Source organism: Paracoccaceae bacterium Fryx2 (assembly GCA_032334235.1).
Classification (GTDB): Bacteria; Pseudomonadota; Alphaproteobacteria; order Rhodobacterales; family Rhodobacteraceae; genus JAVSGI01.
The window spans coordinates 1,654,770-1,669,908 of record JAVSGI010000005.1 but is presented as its reverse complement, the minus strand read 5'-3'; the positions used below and the strand labels follow the sequence as shown (position 1 = coordinate 1,669,908).

General features: G+C 68.3%; 18 protein-coding genes. 8 read left to right on the top strand and 10 right to left on the bottom strand.

Annotated features, from left to right (window positions below; genetic code table 11):
* The first annotated feature begins 133 nt into the window (after window positions 1-133).
* Window positions 134-340, top strand: a complete 207-nt coding sequence (locus RNZ50_17325) for a low affinity iron permease family protein (protein MDT8856756.1) — start codon at window positions 134-136, stop codon at window positions 338-340.
* A 5-nt stretch (window positions 341-345) separates the two neighbouring features.
* Here RNZ50_17325 and RNZ50_17320 read toward each other — a convergent pair whose 3' ends face one another.
* The 3 genes from RNZ50_17320 to RNZ50_17310 all read right to left on the bottom strand — a co-directional run bounded on the left by RNZ50_17320 (window position 346) and on the right by RNZ50_17310 (window position 2,185).
* Complete coding sequence (locus RNZ50_17320) at window positions 346-1,422, bottom strand: 5-(carboxyamino)imidazole ribonucleotide synthase (protein ID MDT8856755.1); 1,077 nt, start codon at window positions 1,420-1,422, stop codon at window positions 346-348.
* On the bottom strand, window positions 1,415-1,900 hold the full coding sequence (gene purE / locus RNZ50_17315) for a 5-(carboxyamino)imidazole ribonucleotide mutase (protein MDT8856754.1): 486 nt from the start codon (window positions 1,898-1,900) through the stop codon (window positions 1,415-1,417). Before purE ends, RNZ50_17320 begins: the two co-directional genes overlap by 8 nt.
* Before the next feature lie 66 nt (window positions 1,901-1,966).
* Window positions 1,967-2,185, bottom strand: coding sequence for a DUF465 domain-containing protein (locus tag RNZ50_17310; protein MDT8856753.1), 219 nt, complete (start codon window positions 2,183-2,185; stop codon window positions 1,967-1,969).
* Window positions 2,186-2,396: 211 nt separating this feature from the next.
* On the opposite strand from RNZ50_17310, the gene RNZ50_17305 reads away from it, so the two are divergent.
* Together RNZ50_17305 and RNZ50_17300 are read left to right on the top strand one after the other, a co-directional pair.
* Complete coding sequence (locus RNZ50_17305; protein MDT8856752.1) at window positions 2,397-2,816, top strand: Hsp20 family protein; 420 nt, start codon at window positions 2,397-2,399, stop codon at window positions 2,814-2,816.
* 12 nt (window positions 2,817-2,828) lie between these two features.
* The gene (locus RNZ50_17300) at window positions 2,829-3,056 is read left to right on the top strand and encodes a DUF1150 family protein (GenBank protein ID MDT8856751.1); all 228 of its coding nucleotides are present in this window, start codon (window positions 2,829-2,831) and stop codon (window positions 3,054-3,056) included.
* A 33-nt stretch (window positions 3,057-3,089) separates the two neighbouring features.
* On the opposite strand, the gene RNZ50_17295 is transcribed toward RNZ50_17300, so the two are convergent.
* The 3 genes from RNZ50_17295 to RNZ50_17285 form a co-directional block, all read right to left on the bottom strand.
* Window positions 3,090-4,733, bottom strand: coding sequence for a CTP synthase (locus tag RNZ50_17295; protein MDT8856750.1), 1,644 nt, complete (start codon window positions 4,731-4,733; stop codon window positions 3,090-3,092).
* 156 nt (window positions 4,734-4,889) lie between these two features.
* The gene (gene secG / locus RNZ50_17290; GenBank protein ID MDT8856749.1) at window positions 4,890-5,726 is read right to left on the bottom strand and encodes a preprotein translocase subunit SecG; all 837 of its coding nucleotides are present in this window, start codon (window positions 5,724-5,726) and stop codon (window positions 4,890-4,892) included.
* Window positions 5,727-5,814: 88 nt separating this feature from the next.
* Window positions 5,815-6,210: a DUF6524 family protein gene (locus tag RNZ50_17285; GenBank protein ID MDT8856748.1), complete on the bottom strand. Its 396-nt coding sequence runs from the start codon at window positions 6,208-6,210 to the stop codon at window positions 5,815-5,817.
* 145 nt (window positions 6,211-6,355) lie between these two features.
* Between RNZ50_17285 and RNZ50_17280 the strand changes: the two genes are divergently transcribed.
* Together RNZ50_17280 and RNZ50_17275 are read left to right on the top strand one after the other, a co-directional pair.
* The gene (locus RNZ50_17280) at window positions 6,356-7,648 is read left to right on the top strand and encodes an adenylosuccinate synthase (GenBank protein ID MDT8856747.1); all 1,293 of its coding nucleotides are present in this window, start codon (window positions 6,356-6,358) and stop codon (window positions 7,646-7,648) included.
* Between the two features lie 12 nt (window positions 7,649-7,660).
* Complete coding sequence (locus tag RNZ50_17275) at window positions 7,661-7,906, top strand: DUF2842 domain-containing protein (protein MDT8856746.1); 246 nt, start codon at window positions 7,661-7,663, stop codon at window positions 7,904-7,906.
* Window positions 7,907-7,926: 20 nt separating this feature from the next.
* Here RNZ50_17275 and RNZ50_17270 read toward each other — a convergent pair whose 3' ends face one another.
* The gene (locus tag RNZ50_17270; GenBank protein MDT8856745.1) at window positions 7,927-10,005 is read right to left on the bottom strand and encodes a hypothetical protein; all 2,079 of its coding nucleotides are present in this window, start codon (window positions 10,003-10,005) and stop codon (window positions 7,927-7,929) included.
* Entirely contained in the window at window positions 9,897-10,361 is a 465-nt protein-coding gene (locus tag RNZ50_17265) for a hypothetical protein (protein ID MDT8856744.1), read from the bottom strand. The genes RNZ50_17270 and RNZ50_17265 overlap by 109 nt, the downstream gene beginning before the upstream one ends.
* Before the next feature lie 139 nt (window positions 10,362-10,500).
* On the opposite strand from RNZ50_17265, the gene RNZ50_17260 reads away from it, so the two are divergent.
* On the top strand, window positions 10,501-11,205 hold the full coding sequence (locus RNZ50_17260; GenBank protein ID MDT8856743.1) for a thiamine diphosphokinase: 705 nt from the start codon (window positions 10,501-10,503) through the stop codon (window positions 11,203-11,205).
* Here RNZ50_17260 and RNZ50_17255 read toward each other — a convergent pair.
* Entirely contained in the window at window positions 11,144-12,070 is a 927-nt protein-coding gene (locus RNZ50_17255; protein ID MDT8856742.1) for a DMT family transporter, read from the bottom strand. The two genes, RNZ50_17260 and RNZ50_17255, sit on opposite strands and share 62 nt — an antisense overlap.
* 138 nt (window positions 12,071-12,208) lie before the next feature.
* Between RNZ50_17255 and RNZ50_17250 the strand changes: the two genes are divergently transcribed.
* Window positions 12,209-12,865, top strand: coding sequence for a hypothetical protein (locus RNZ50_17250; GenBank protein MDT8856741.1), 657 nt, complete (start codon window positions 12,209-12,211; stop codon window positions 12,863-12,865).
* Window positions 12,866-12,868: 3 nt separating this feature from the next.
* Here the strand turns inward: RNZ50_17250 and RNZ50_17245 are convergent, their stop codons facing one another.
* On the bottom strand, window positions 12,869-14,248 hold the full coding sequence (locus tag RNZ50_17245) for an L-serine ammonia-lyase (GenBank protein ID MDT8856740.1): 1,380 nt from the start codon (window positions 14,246-14,248) through the stop codon (window positions 12,869-12,871).
* Window positions 14,249-14,419: 171 nt separating this feature from the next.
* Between RNZ50_17245 and RNZ50_17240 the strand changes: the two genes are divergently transcribed.
* Window positions 14,420-15,037, top strand: coding sequence for a hypothetical protein (locus tag RNZ50_17240; protein ID MDT8856739.1), 618 nt, complete (start codon window positions 14,420-14,422; stop codon window positions 15,035-15,037).
* The last annotated feature ends 102 nt before the right edge of the window (window positions 15,038-15,139 follow it).

Genomic DNA, 15,139 nt, shown 5'->3' with positions numbered 1-15,139 from the left:
CGGCTTACCAACCCGCAGCGACCAGCACCTTCCCCGAAATCAATCAGGCCGGTGGGGCTGCCCTCCAGACGGGCATGCCCGTCTTCCGTTCAGCCCCACCGGCCAAGGTGGTTGTCGGCACCGGCCAAGATGGTTGTCGCGCAACAACACCCAGGCGATCCAGTTGAAGCTGGACGAACTGATCCGGGCGACCAGCGGGGCGCACAATGCGCTGCTGGACCTGGAGGAACTGGATGCGGCCAGTCTTGACGTGTTCCGGGCGCGCTACGAGGCCCTGGCCGCCGCCGGGCGCGAGCGGATCGGCCAGGGCGGCGACGACACCAACACGCCGGAAGCCTGAGCGGTTCAGGCAGAGCCGCGGGTGATGCGGTTGACGTGGCCCATCTTGCGGCCCGGACGCACCTCGGGCTTGCCATAAAGGTGCAGGGCGGTGTCGGGTTCGCGCGCGAGGTCTGGCACCCGCGCCATGTCGCTGCCGATCAGGTTTTCCATGACGACATCGCTGTGGCGCGACCCGTCGCCCAGGGGCCAGCCCGCCACGGCGCGGATGTGCTGTTCGAACTGATCGACCGCGCAGCCGTTCTGCGTCCAGTGACCGGAGTTGTGGACGCGCGGCGCGATCTCGTTGACGATCAGGCCGGTGCGGGTCACGAACAGCTCCACCCCCAGCACGCCGACATAGTCGAGCGCGTTCAGGATGCGGGCGGCGGCGAGAATCGCGTCGCTGCGCAGGGCGGGGGACAGGCGGGCGGGGATGGAGGTGGTGTGCAGGATGCCGTCGCGGTGGACGTTTTCGCCGGGGTCGTAGCAGGCGACCGAGCCATCTAGGCCGCGGGCGGCAATGACCGAAACCTCGCGGCTGAAGTCGATGAAGCCTTCCAGCACACAGGCAGCGCCCTGCATGGCGGCCCAGGCGCCATCGGCATCGGCGGCGGTGAGGATGCGCGCCTGCCCCTTGCCGTCATAGCCCATGCGGGTGGTCTTGAGGATCGCCGGCGTGCCGATGGCGGCAATGGCGGCGTGCAGGTCCGCCAGGCTTGAGACGGCGCGGTAGGGGGCGGTGGTCAGGCCGAGGCGGGTCAGGAAGTCCTTTTCCGCAATGCGGTCCTGGCTGGTGGCAAGGGCGTGGCGGTTGGGGCGGATCGGGCGCAGCGCCTCGATCAGATCGAGCGCATCAGTCGGGATGTTTTCGAATTCGTAGGTGACGACATCGACCGAGGCGGCAAATTCGGTCAGCGCCGTCCGGTCGTCGAAGGGGGCGCAGGTCACGGCATGGGCCACGTCGGCTGCGGGCGGGTTGGCGCCCGGCTCGAAGATGTGGCAGCGCAGGCCGAGGCGGCTGGCGGCGACCGCCAGCATCCGGCCAAGCTGGCCGCCGCCAAGAATGCCGATGGTGCTGCCGGGGGGAAGGGGTTCAGACATCCTGCGGTTCCTCGGGAATCGACGCCGACAGGGCGGCCCGCCAGGCGTCGAGCCGCGCGGCAAGGGCGGCATCGTTCAGCGCGAGAATCCCCGCGGCCAGCAGGCCCGCATTGGCCGCACCCGCCGCGCCGATCGCCATGGTCGCGACCGGATAGCCCTTGGGCATCTGCACGATGGAATAGAGGCTGTCCACGCCGGAAAGGGCCTTGGTCTGCACCGGCACGCCGATCACCGGCAAGCGGGTCTTGGAGGCCATCATGCCGGGCAGGTGTGCCGCGCCGCCAGCCCCCGCGATGATGACCCGCAGGCCGCGTGTCACTGCCGTCTTGCCATAGTCCCACAGCCGGTCGGGGGTGCGGTGGGCCGAGACGATCTTCGCCTCCCAGGCCACGCCGAGGTCGTCGAGGATCAGCGACGCCTCCTTCATCGTGGGCCAGTCGGACTGGCTGCCCATGATGATTCCCACCTCTATGCCCATGCCGTGCCCCCTTGATTGAGCGGCGCACTATAGCGACGGCGGGGGCAGGGGCAAGTTGACCAAGTGTCAGGCGATGATGTCGGGGATCAGATTGTCTTCCATCTTCACGATGTGATCCTTCAGCGCCAGCTTCTGCTTTTTCAGCCGCCGCAGCGTCAGCGGATCGGCGCGCCCGGCATGTTGCAGCGCGTGGATCGCATCGTCGAGATCGCGATGCTCCCGGCGCAGCACGTCAAGGCGGATGCGGATCATGTCTTCGTGGGTCAGTTCGGTAGGCGCGTTCATGGGGACCGCTCAGTTGCTTGAGTCGTTGCCGGGCTGGAGTGAAAATATACCGCCTTTCGGCGCTTTCGGGAAGAAATTCCCGACCGGGGCGGCGCTTTGTGCCGCAGGTCGCGGGGGGCTTGCGGTCGGTGTCGGCGCGCCCCATATCCGATGATGCGGGTGCCCGGATGCGGGGCCTGTCGCGCGGTCGCTTGATGCAAGGACACGTCCGATGACGAAACTGAGCTTTGGGGCACACCCCCATCTTCTGGGGTTCGAACAGCTGGAGCGGCTGGTCGAACGCACCGCAAAATCCGCGGGCGACGGGTATCCGCCATTCAACATCGAGGCGGTGGCGGAAAACGCCTACCGGATCACGCTCGCGGTCGCGGGGTTCCGCGAGGCTGACCTTGCGATCACGGTCGAGGACCGGCAGCTGATGATCCGGGGCCGTCAGGCCGAGGACGACTGCGGCCGGGTGTTCCTGCATCGCGGCATCGCGGGGCGCGCCTTCCAGCGCAGTTTCGTGCTGGCCGACGGGGTGGAAGTTGCCGGGGCGAGCCTTGACCACGGGCTTTTGCATATAGATCTGAGCCGGGCCGTGCCGGAGCCGATGGTGCAGACCATCCGGATCCGGTCAGCCCTTGATTGAAGGAGTTGCAGCATGAATGCCAGTTTTCCGTGGCTTCCCGAAGCCGGTCAGCGGATCGTCTATGTCCGCGCGGTGGCGGTTGCCGACCTGCCGGAGGAATTGCAGGCCCAGGCTGAGGGCCACGAGGTGCTTTACGCCCTGCACCGCCCCGATGGCGCGCGCCTCGCGCTGGTTGCCAACCGGCAACTGGCTTTCGCGCTGGCCCGGCAGAACGACATGGCGCCGGTCGCGGTGCACTGACGCAACGCTGCCCCCGCATCGGGGGCAGGCCGGTCAGACCAGCCGCGACACCTCGACGGCCGCGCGCACGAAATCTGCGAACAGCGGGTGCGGGGCAAAGGGTTTCGATTTCAGTTCCGGGTGGAACTGCACGCCGATGAACCACGGGTGATCCCCGATCTCGACGATTTCCGGCAGGCGGCCATCGGGCGACATGCCCGAGAAGGTCAGCCCGCACGCCTCCAGCCGCTCGCGATACCGGATGTCGACCTCGTAGCGGTGGCGGTGGCGTTCCTCGATCTCGGTGCTGCCGTAGATTTCAGCCACGCGCGAGCCGGGTTGCAGCGCCGCGGTATAGGCCCCCAGCCGCATGGTGCCGCCCTTGGCATCGGTCTGCTTGCGCGCGATGACGTGGTTGCCCTGCACCCATTCCTTCAGATGATAGACCACCGGGGTAAAGCGTTTCACGCCGGCCTCGACATCGAATTCCTCTGACCCGGCATCGGGGAAGCCCGCAAGGTTGCGGGCGGCCTCGGTCACCGCAAGCTGCATCCCCAGGCAGATGCCGAGGTAGGGCACCTTGCGGGTGCGCGCGAAGGTAGCGGCCTTGATCATGCCTTCGGTGCCGCGTTCGCCAAAGCCGCCGGGCACCAGGATGGCATGGAAGCCTTCGAGCGAGGGGGCCGGGTCTTCGCGTTCGAAGATCTCGGCGTCGATCCATTCGGCGCGGACGCGGACGCGGTTCGCCATGCCGCCATGGGTCAGCGCCTCTGCAATGGATTTGTAGGCGTCTTCAAGCTGGGTGTATTTGCCGACGATGGCCACGCGTACCTCGCCTTCGGCATGGGTCAGACGGTCCATCACGTCGGTCCAGCGCGAAAGGTTCGGCTTGGGCGCGGGCGAGATGCCGAACGCATCCAGCACCGCCTGGTCCAGCCCCGCGCGGTGATAGGCCAGCGGCGCCTCGTAGATCGACTTGAGGTCATAGGCCGGGATCACCGCATCCTGCCGCACGTTGCAGAACAGCGCGATCTTGGCCAGTTCCTTTTCCGGGATCGGGTGTTCGGAACGGCAGACCAGCACATCGGGTTGCAGGCCGATCGAGCGCAGCTCCTTGACCGAATGCTGGGTGGGCTTTGTCTTCAGCTCGCCCGAGGCGGCAAGGTAGGGCAGCAGCGTCAGATGCATGAAGACGCACTGACCGCGCGGCTTGTCCTGGCCGAACTGGCGGATCGCCTCGAAGAACGGCAGGCCCTCGATGTCGCCGACGGTGCCGCCGATCTCGCACAGCATGAAATCGACCTCATCCTCGCCGATCCTCAGGAAGTCCTTGATCTCGTTGGTGACGTGCGGAATCACCTGAATGGTCTTGCCGAGGTAGTCGCCACGGCGCTCCTTCTCAAGCACGGTGGAATAGATGCGGCCCGAGGAAACCGAGTCGGTCTGGCGGGCCGAGACGCCGGTGAAGCGTTCGTAATGGCCCAGGTCGAGGTCGGTTTCGGCACCGTCGTCGGTCACGAAGACCTCGCCATGCTCGAAGGGCGACATCGTGCCGGGATCGACGTTCAGGTAGGGGTCAAGCTTGCGCAGCCGCACCGAAAAGCCCCGCGCCTGCAGCAGGGCCCCCAGCGCCGCCGACGCCAGACCCTTGCCCAAGGAGGAAACCACCCCGCCGGTGATGAAAACGTAGCGTGCCATGCGGAGGTCTCCCGTGAGAATTTCAAGCGTCGATTCGGCCATGCAGAATCGAGGTATCACGGGAGTCGTGATATAACCGATTGCATGGCTTTAGGCAACCGGACCGCAAGATGCTGTCGTCCGGCTGATCGAGAGGTCAAAAGGTTGTGTTCGGGGTCAGTTCCCGGCAGCACCGGAACCAAGAACGGGCGGATAGGTGATGACGGGGGCGATGCCGGGCGACGGGACGGTCGCTGCGGCGCCGCCTTCCGGGGCACGTTCGCCGGCCGGATCGGTCGGCATCGTGTCGACCGGGTTTCCGAACAGCGGCGCACCGAGCGAGTCGGGGAAGCTGAGCATCGGCGCGCCGACCGGCGAGGCGGCTTCGGGTGCTGCGGCTTCGGGCAGGGGGGCCATGGCTTCCGGTTCGTCAGGGGTGACCGACTGGTTGAACAGCGGCGAGCCGAGGGCGGGGGGGTAGGTCACGACCGGCGCAATGCCGGGCGACGGCGCAACCTCCGTGGCACTGGCGGCCTCGGGTGCGGCGGGTTCTTCGACCACCGCGGGGGCTGCGGGCTCTACGGTCACGGCCTCGGGTGCGGCGGGTTCTTCGGCCACGACAGGGGCGGCGGGTTCCGCAGGCACGGCCACGTCATCGATGCGCGGCGGCGTGGCCGGGGCATTGGTCGGGGCCGGGGGCAGCAGGTCTTCGCCCAGCGGCGCGGGGGCCGGGGTCTCGGGCGCCCGTGGCGTGCCGCCGAACTGTTCGACCACCGAGGATCCGGCCGATTTCTGCGCGGCGAAGATTGTCAGCGTGATCGAGGTGCCGATGAAGCAGATGGCGAACACCCATGTCAGCTTGGTCAGCGCGGTGGCGACGCTGCGGCCCGACATGGCGCCGCCGCCGCCGCCACCACCCATGCCCAGCCCGCCGCCTTCCGACCGCTGCAACAGCACGACGCCGATAAGCAGCAGCGCGAGGATAAGATGGGTGGTGAGAACAACGTTTTCCATGGGGTCTTTCCAAAGCTGACGCGCCTATCTAGGCGGATGCGCGTCTGCCCGCAAGGGTTTCAGTCGGGGGCGGGGAAGGCTGCGGCGCTCAGTCCTCGATCTCGTCGACCGAAGCCTGGCCGGAAAGGCGCTGGCGCACGATGCTCCACGACAGGCCGATCCCCAGCACCACCGACAGCGCAAGGATGCCGAGCCACAGGTTCAGGTCGGTATTGGCCAGATTGAGCACGCCCCAGTCGATCAGCACCCAGATGGTGTAGCCGAAGATCGCCGCGATCAGCAGCATCCCGAAGCCGCCGATCGAGTTGATCGTGGCGTTGAGGTATATGATGTAGCCGACCGCCAGCAACAGGCCCAGCAGCACGGTCAGCGGCAGTTGCGTGGCATAGTTGGCCTCGGCCCAGCGGACGAAATTCAACTGGGTCGGGTTGAAGGTCAGGGCCAGCAGCACGAAGGCCCCCAGCCAGCGCAGAAAGATCCCCATGGTCGGCTCCGGTCGTTTTTCTTCTGGTGCCTCAGGCGGGGGGCGCTGTCCAGTCCCGTGCCGGGCACTTGCGGCGAATTAGCTGTTTCACAGCCGCGCCGTGGCGTCTATATGGGCGCGGGTTTTCACAGCCGAAGGATCAGCCATGGCCAATGTCGTCGTCGTGGGCGCCCAATGGGGCGACGAGGGGAAGGGCAAGATCGTTGACTGGCTTTCCGAACGTGCGGATGTCATCGCGCGCTTTCAGGGCGGGCACAACGCGGGCCATACCCTGGTCATCGACGGGGTGGTCTACAAGCTGTCGCTCCTGCCCAGCGGCATCGTGCGCGGCGGCAAGCTGTCGGTGATCGGCAACGGCGTGGTGCTGGACCCCTGGCACCTGATCGTCGAGATCGAAAAACTGCGCGGGCAGGGCGTTGAAATATCGCCGGAAAACCTGATGGTCGCGGAAAACGCGCCGCTGATCCTGCCGCTGCATGGCGAACTGGACCGGGCGCGCGAAAGCCACACCGCCACCGCCAAGATCGGGACCACCGGGCGGGGCATCGGCCCGGCCTACGAGGACAAGGTCGGCCGCCGGGCGATCCGCGTCGCCGATCTGGCCGACGAGGCGACGCTGGAGCTGCGGGTGGACCGGCTCTTGACGCACCACGACGCCCTGCGCCGCGGGCTGGAGATGGAGCCGATCGACCGCGAGGGCCTGATGGACCAGCTGCGCGCCATTGCGCCGCAGGTGCTGCTCTATGCCGCGCCGGTCTGGAAGGTGCTGAACGAGGCGCGCCGTGCGGGCAAGCGCATCCTGTTCGAAGGGGCGCAGGGCGCTTTGCTGGACATCGACTTCGGCACCTACCCGTTCGTGACCTCGTCCAACGTGATCGCGGGGCAGGCGGCGACCGGCACCGGCCTCGGGCCGGGGGCGATCGATTTCGTGCTGGGCATCGTGAAGGCCTATACCACGCGGGTTGGCGAAGGCCCGTTCCCGGCGGAACTGAAGGACGCCGACGGCGAGCGGCTGGGCGAGCGCGGCCATGAATTCGGCACCGTCACCGGACGCAAGCGGCGTTGCGGCTGGTTCGACGCGGTGCTGGTGCGCCAGACCTGCGCCACCAGCGGCGTGTCGGGCATCGCGCTGACCAAGCTCGACGTGCTCGACGGCTTCAAGACGCTGAAGATCTGCGTCGGCTACGATCTGGACGGCGTTCGGCTGGACCATCTGCCGACCGCGGCCAACCTTCAGGCCCGCGTCACCCCGATCTACGAGGAACTGGAGGGCTGGTCGGACAGCACGGCCGGCGCGCGGTCCTGGGCGCAGCTTCCGGGGGCGGCGGTCAAGTATGTGCGCCGGATCGAGGAGTTGATCCAGTGCCCGGTCGCGCTACTCTCCACCTCGCCGGAACGCGACGACACCATTCTGGTGACCGATCCCTTCGCGGATTGACAGGAGGCTGACATGGCCCTGAGCTATCGTGCCCGCAGACGCTGGTCGCTGTTAATCCTGCTGGTGGGGCTGCCCGCCTATATCGTGCTGGCGGTGACGCTGGTGAACCTGCTGGACCGCCCGCCGTTCTGGGTGGAACTGGCAATCTATGTCGGGCTGGGGTTCCTGTGGATGGTGCCGTTCCGCTTTGTGTTCACCGGAATCGGGCAGGCCGACCCGGATGCCCAAAAGGCCGGGAAGCCGAAGCCCCCGGTCTGATCCGCTGACGCCAGTCCGGCTCAGCGGGTGATCTTGCGCGCCTCGGCCATGAAGCGCGAGCTTTCCGACAGCGCGAACTGGCCGCGCTTGACCTTTTCGATCTTGCCGTTGCGCAGCAGCGTGCCGAAGCTGCGCAGCCCGGTTTCGCGGGCAAAGCCTCCTTCGGGGGCCATGGCGTTGACGTGGCGCATCAGCTGCGGGCGCGAGAAATGGGGCCGCCCCTCGACACAGGCCGAATAGGCGGCGGCGGCTTCCAGCAGATCGGGCAGGCCGCTGGCGCCAAGCCGTTCCGCGAACTCGACGAAACCGCGCGAATCCTCGAAGATGTTGTCGGTGTCTTCGTCGGCGACCGGGTCTTCCTCGTCGATCATGTCCTGCACGGCCAGGCTGCCTGCGGCGGTCACGCGGCGCGGGCGCACCGGGGCGATCTGCTCGGCCGCCGGGGCGGCCTGCGGGGCCACCCGGTCGATGCGCTGTTCGGACACCAGAACCAGCGGTGCCGGGCGTTCGACATCGCTGCGGTGCGGGCGGACGGCGCGGGCCAGATCATTGCGATAGGGGTCGATGCGGTCGGTTTCCGACGGCTCGGGCCTGCGGCCGATGCGGCGCTCGGCCACCGTGGCGGCGACGGCGGCTTTCAGGTGGGCGATGGCCGAAAGGCGGCGGCGGTTTTCGGGGCCGGCCATTTCGGTGTTGGTCTGCTCGATCAGGCGGCTGACGGCGGCGTCGCCGGTGGCCGGGTCCAGCCGACCGCGGCCTTCGGCCAGCGCGCGGGCGCTGGTCGGATGGACCGGAGTGACCGGGCGGCGCGCGCCGGTCGGCTCGGGGGCGGTGATGCCCGCTTCCTGTTCCAGTTCTGCCAGTTCGCGCAGCAGGTCGGCCTCGGCCTCGGGCGACAGATCGGCGGCACTTTCGGCGGCGGGCGGCTGGTCACCCGCCGGGCCAGCCACCTGGCCAGCCCCGGGACCAGCTGCGGGCGCTGCATCGGACCGGCGGATCTTGATCACCCGGGCGCGGGCGCGCAGGGCCTTTTCCGACAGGGCGGGTTTGTCGTCGACGGTCTCGGCTGCCGACTGCGGAGCGACGGCTTGTGCCGGGGGGGTGGCCGTTGTTTCGGCGGCGGCGGCTGCCGGCCCTTCCGCAGGCGCAGGCGCAGGCGCGGCAGAGGGCAGGTCCATTGCCGCCATCAGCGCGCCGAACGTGTCGTCAGGCTCGACCGGCGCGGTCACGGGCAAGGCCGGTTCGGGTTGGGCCGGTTCGGGTTGGGCCCCGTCAGGCAGGTCGGCGGACTCTCCATCGGGCTCGACCGAGGCCACGGAGGGCAGGTCGGCGGCGGGCTGGGCCACAGCAGGGTCGTCGCGGTCTTCCGGGTCGATCAACTGGCCAAGGGTGGCCATCAGCGCCGCGTCATCGGCGGCACGGCTGTCTTCATCGTCGGCCTGCACCGTTTCCGGCAGCAGGTCGGCCAGGTCGGCGGCCGGTGCGGCGGCGAAGCGTTCGGGCTGCGCCTCGGGCAGGTCTTCGATGAAATCGCCCAGCGGCGCGGCTTGCGGTGCGGCGCGGGCCTCGCCGGCGGGTGCCGCTTCGGCATCGGCCGCCAGCGCCGCCAGCAGGCTTTCGGGCAGGGCGTCGGCATTTCCGGCGGGCGGGCCTTCGGCCGGATCGTCCGGCAGGGGCGCCTCGGCGGTGGCCAGAGCCGCCAGCAAGGCGGTGTCGTCGTCGGCAAAGGCGGCGTCGGGATAGGCTGTGTCGGGACAGGCTGGGTCAGCAAAGGCGGCGCCGGGACAGGCGACGCCCGGCCCGGTGCCGGCATCAACCGTGTCCGGCGGCAGGGCGACGATGCCGAGCGGATCGAAGCCGAGGATCTCGGCATCCTCGATGCTGTCGTCGGACTCGGCGTGCTGGTCTTCGGAATACCCGGTCTCGGGCCGGGTCGTCGGTGCGGGGCGCGGCTCGGTCTGGGCATTGGCGACGGCGTTGCGGATCCGCATCAGCTTGGCGGCGATGCCTTCGGGAATCGGCGTGCCGGGGGATTCGGCAACCGGAGCCTCGGCCTCTGTCGCCACGACTGGCAGCGTCGCGGCGACAGGGGCGGCCACGGCAGGGGCGGCCGCGGCTTCAGGCTCCACCACAGCGGATGCTGCGGGGAAGGGGGGGGCGCGGCGGGTGGCGGCGCAAGCGGCACCTCGGCCGCGGGGGCATCGGCGGCACGCAGGATCACGCCGTTTTCCTGGATCTTGGCCTCGACGCGGCGATGGATTTCGCGTTCGGCGATCCTGTGCAGCATGGCGGCGTCGGGGGTCGGCGGTTCAGCCCCGAAATACCTGTCCTCGGCAGCCAGATCGCGGAAATACTCCGCAATCGCCTTCATGGTGTTGAACGGTTCGTCGAACCCCTCCAGCGTGCAGGAGAAGGTTCCGTAGGAAACCGTGAGGATCTTACTCGCTCCGATCATCGGATGCTCGCTTTCTGCCAAACTCTTTCGTCAAACTCGCCCAACTCATGTGCGAAACCATGGACAGAGTGGGGTCATTTGAAGGATTGATTGTGGCCCGTGGCCAGTGGGGCTGCCTTATTCGAGTGCAAGTATCGGCATGAATCATCCAATTGTCGAATCCTGCGATGGGGTCACGCTGGTGGCGGGCGGGCCGGTCCGGCGGCGCGATCTGGTGGCGGCGCTGCGGCGCGCCCCCCGTCTGGTGGCAGCCGATGGTGGCGCGGACAAGGCGCTGGCGGCAGGAATGATGCCCGAGGCGGTGTTCGGAGACCTTGATTCGCTGAGTGCGGCGGGGAGGGACCGGCTGGGGCCGGCCCGGCTCCACCCGATCGAGGAGCAGGAGACCACCGATTTCGACAAGGCGCTGCGCAGCGTGCGCGCCCCGTTCGTGCTGGCGCTGGGCGTGCTGGGCGGGCGGGTCGATCATGAACTGGCGGTGCTGAACGCGCTGGTGCGGCAACCGGGGCAAGTCTGCCTGCTGGTCGGCGCACAGGATGTGGTGTTTCACGCGCCGCCTGCGCTGCGGTTGCGGTTGCGCACCGGCGACCGGCTGTCGCTGTTCCCGTTGGCGCCGGTGCGCGGCACCTCTGCCGGCCTGCGCTGGCCGATCGACGGCATCGGATTTGCCGCAGATGGCATGGTGGGCACCTCGAACCTTGTGACGGCGCCCGAAGTCGCCCTGACGATGGCCGGGCCGGGGATGCTGGTGATCCTGCCGCGCGCCCGGCTGGATGCGGCGCTCAGTGCGCTGCTGCCCGGCTGGCGCGGCGTGCCCGGGCCACGACCCGCTCGCGGTAGATGATGTAGAGCCCCGAGGCGACGATGACCGCAATCCCCGCCCAGGTCATCGCGTTGGGAAAATCGCCGAACACCAGATAGCCCAGCGCCACGGCGGCCACGATCTCCAGATAATGCAGCGGTGCCAGCGTTGCCGAGGGCGCGAACTTGAGCGCATAGGTCATGCAGATGTGGCTGAGCGCCGCCCAGAAGCCGACCCCGAACAGCCACAGCCATTCAAGCCCCGCAGGCATCACCGTTTCCAGCGAGGGGATGCCGCGGCCATCGGCCAGCCACAGCACCGGCACACACAGCGCGATTCCGGCCAGCGAAGTGTGCAGCTGCATGGTCACCGGGTGCATGAACCGCGCCATCTGCCGCGTCACCAGCATGTAGAACGCAAAGGAAAACGCGGTGCCCAGCGGGAACAGCGCGATCAGTCCGAAGGCCGCAAGGCTCGGCTGAATCACCAGCAGCGCCCCGCCGAACCCTACCAGACTTGCCGCGATCCGGCGTGGGCCGACCTCGTCTCCGAACAGGATGCGCCCGAGGATCAGCAGGATGAACGGCTCGACAAAGGCGATGGCCAGCGCGTCGGCCACAGGCATCACCGTCAGCGCCGCCACGAAGCAATAGGTCGACAGGATCAGGAACACCGCCCGCAGCAGCACCAGCCCCAGCACGCCCGGCGTCATGTGCCAGCCCAGCCGCATCACCAGCACCACCGGCAGCATCAGCGCGCCCTGCACGACAAAGCGCGCGGCGGTGATCTGGCCCACCGGAACCGTCGCCGCCGCCAGCTTGGACGACACGTCGAGCATCGGCGCCAGCACGCAGAAGGCCAGCATGAGCGCCACGCCGGGCAGGATGCGGTCGGGGGAGTGTTTCATGGCGCAAGGCGTAGCTTTTGCCGCAGGGGGCGTCCATCCTGAAAGCGACCACCCCGGCCCGCACTTGCCCTTGCCACGCGCATGGCTTTAGGGTCGCGCCCGGACCCGGGGAGACAAACCGGGCGGTGGGGGCATCGAATGCAGGTGATTGCAGGGCAGCGGCTGGTGTTTCTGGAAATGCCGAAAACCGCGTCGAAGGCCGTGGTTGCCATGCTGAAGCCGCATGTGTCGCAAGACCCCGGCCACCGCGCCACCGAGGCGCACATTGGCCACCGCGGGTTTTCGCACCGCTGGCAGCGCAGGCTGGAACGCGATCTCGGCGGCCCGGTCGAGACCTTCTGCGTGATGCGCGAACCGCTGGAGCGGCTGCAAAGCTGGTATCGCTACCGGATGCGCGCCAAGATCGCGGGTGGCGACACCAGCACGCGCGGGGTCGATTTCAACGCCTTCGTGGCGGCCTGCATCGTCGATGCGCCGCCGGGTTTTGCCCGGATCGGACGGCAGGACCGGTTTCTGGGGCTCAGGCCGGGGGCCGGGCCGGGGCTGGAGGGGGCGCGGCTGGGGGTCGATCATGTGTTCGACTATCGCCGGATCGGGGTGCTGGTCGATTTCGTGTCCGAACGGCTGGGGCAAAGGCTGGTGCTGCCGCTGCGCAACGTCTCTCCCGCGCCGCCTGCGCCGGTCGATTACACCCTGAGCGACGCGGTGCGGGCGCAGGTGCGCGCCCATCTGGCGGCCGAGTTCGAACTTTACAGCCTGCTGCGACTTCGGGGCGTGCTCCACCGCGTGCTGTAACGCTCAGCAGTTCGGCACGTTGACCGCCAGCCCGCCCAGCGAGGTTTCCTTGTATTTCTCGTGCATGTCGCGGCCGGTCTGGCGCATGGTCTCGATGCAGACATCCAAGCTGACCAGATGCTGCCCGTCGCCGCGCATTGCAAGGCTGGCCGCCGAGACCGCCTTGATCGCCCCCAGCCCGTTGCGTTCGATGCAGGGCACCTGCACCAGCCCGCGCACCGGGTCGCAGGTCATGCCGAGGTGATGCTCCAGCGCGATTTCAGCGGCGTTTTCAACCTGTTCCGGCGTGCCGCCCAGCACGGCGGCAAGGCCCGCCGCCCCCATCGCTGCCGCTGCCCCCACCTCGGCCTGACAGCCGCACTCAGCCCCGGAAATCGAGGCATTGTGCTTGACCAGCCCGCCAACCGCCGCCGCCGTCAGCAGGAACTCTCCCACCCGGGCGGCCGAGGCCCCCGGCACATGGTCCAGCCAGTAGCGGATCACCGCGGGCACCACCCCCGCCGCACCATTGGTCGGCGCCGTGACCACCTGCCCGCCGGCCGCGTTTTCCTCGTTCACCGCCATGGCGTAAAGGCTCATCCAGTCGTTGATGGTGTGGGGCGCCACAAGGTTCAGCCCGCGTTCGGCCAGCAGCGCGTCATGGATGCCTTTGGCGCGGCGGCGCACCTTCAGCCCGCCGGGCAGGATGCCGGTGCCCAGCATTCCCCGCGAAATGCAGTCGGTCATCACCTGCCAGATCCGCGCCATGCCCTGATCAAGCTCGGCCGCGGTGCGGAAGGTCAGTTCGTTGATGCGCTTCATCTGCGCGATGGTCTTGCCCGAGGCCGCGGCCATCGCCAGCATCTGTTCGGCCGTCTCGAACGGGAAGGGCACCGCGGCGGGGCCCCTGGCGCGGTCATCTGCCGCCGCGCGCTGTTCGGCATCGGTCAGCACGAAGCCGCCGCCGATGGAATAGTAGGTTTCCTGCAGGATCACGTCGCCCTGCGCATCGGTGGCGCGCAGGATCATGCCGTTGGCATGGCCGGGCAGCGACGGGCCATAGTCGAACAGCAGGTCGCGCTCGGGGTCGAAGTGCAGCGGGCGCAGGCCGGGCGCGCGGATGGTCTTGTCGGCCCTGATCGCTGCAAGCGTTTCCTCTGCCTTTTCAGCGTCATAGGTTGCGGGTTCGAATCCGGCGAGGCCAAGGATCGTGGCACGGTCGGTGGCATGGCCGACCCCGGTGAACGCAAGGCTGCCATGCAGCGAGGCCCGCAGGCCATGGGCATGAAACGGGCTGGCGCGCAGCAGATCAAGGAACCGCGCACCCGCGACCATCGGGCCCATGGTGTGCGACGACGACGGGCCAACCCCCACCTTGAACATGTCGAAAACTGACAGAAACATCGCGTGGCCCTTCGTGCTGCCTGCCCGGATGGCGGCCTTCATGGTGTTTCGCCCGCCGCGGGGCGCGGTGCCTGTCTGAAACCGACATCTCCCCGGCCTTCGGCGCAACCGCGTTAACCGCATGTTAACCGGAATCGGCCACAGATGAAGCGAACACAAGGAGAACACATCATGCTGTTCCGTCTGATGCTCGGGTTTGTGCTGCTGATCTACGGACCCGTCGCGGCGCAGGACGCATTGGCCCCGGCGCAGGGGCAGGCGCTGCTGGCCGCGCTGCCTAAATCGGTGGTCACCCGCCTGCAGCGCGCGCCCGGACGGATCGTCGAGGATGCGGCGACGATGATCGCGGGCCTTGGCGGGCCGGGCGGGCTTGATCCCGGCGGCATTGCGGCCTTCGTCGCGCTGGAACGGGCCGAAGCCCGGACCTATGAAATGCGTCAGATGCTGGCCGCCGATCTGGACAATGACGGCGCGGTGGCCGCCGCCGAACTGGCCCAGCGCATCGCGGTGGAAAGCCCGCGCGCGGGCGGGTGTCTGCAACTCGCGTTTCTGGCGGCGGATGCCGACGGCAACGGCCAGGTCGACATGGGCGAACTGCGCGGCCACGCCGCCCTGCGGGCACTGAAAACCCTGTCAGATGCGCGGGCCGCCGATCTGGCAGCGCTGATGCGCTTCGATCTGGACGGCGACGGCCTGCTGACGCTGGCCGAGGTGACGGCGGGTGTTGCCGCCGTGCTGGCGGCGAGCGAGGCCGGAAAGGCCGGGGAGGAAAGCGAAAAGGACGCCTGACCGCGCGCGGCATCCGACCTCCGGCTGGCGCGGCGCGCAATTGCCACTCGCACGTTCGGGGCATTCTCCGTATAAACAGGGCACGCCAGACAGGAGACCGCC